This window comes from Nocardia alni, from assembly GCF_019038435.1.
In the GTDB taxonomy this organism is placed as follows: Bacteria; Actinomycetota; Actinomycetes; order Mycobacteriales; family Mycobacteriaceae; genus Nocardia; species Nocardia alni.
This window is the reverse complement of the sequence record NZ_JAGPOX010000380.1, coordinates 1-411: the sequence shown is the minus strand read 5'-3', so window position 1 is coordinate 411 and position 411 is coordinate 1. Positions and strand designations below refer to the sequence as shown.

The following is a 411-nucleotide window of genomic DNA, read 5'->3' as shown; positions in this document are numbered from 1 at the left end:
TCGTCACCGCGCAGCTCGGCCAGGATGATGCGTTCGGGCTTCATGCGGAGGCAGGCTTCCATGCAGCTCTTGGCGCTGACATTGCTGGTGCTTTGTCCACCCTTGGAATACAGCAGGTGCACGACATTGGGTTGGGTCAGAAACAGTTCGCGCGCGTCCTCGATGGTGACCAGTCGCTCGTTGTCCGGGATATGATTGACCAACGCTTTCATGAAGGTGGTCTTGCCGCTACCGGTCGCACCGGATACCACGATGTTCTTGCGGTACATCACCGCACGCCGGAAGAACTCGGCGTACTCGCGCGAATGGCGCAGCTCCAGCAGCTCACGATCCTGCTCGCTGATGCTGCCATCGGTTTCGAGGATCTGATTGAAGAATCCATCTTCGTGATACTGCGTGAGCGACTTGGTG

The 411-nt window shown here is 58.2% G+C and carries 1 protein-coding gene; it reads right to left on the bottom strand.

Annotation, left to right across the window (positions count from 1 at the left end; all coding sequences use genetic code 11):
- A partial coding sequence (locus JZ791_RS44425) for an ATPase, T2SS/T4P/T4SS family (protein ID WP_216904014.1) occupies positions 1–411 on the bottom strand: 411 nt, incomplete at both ends.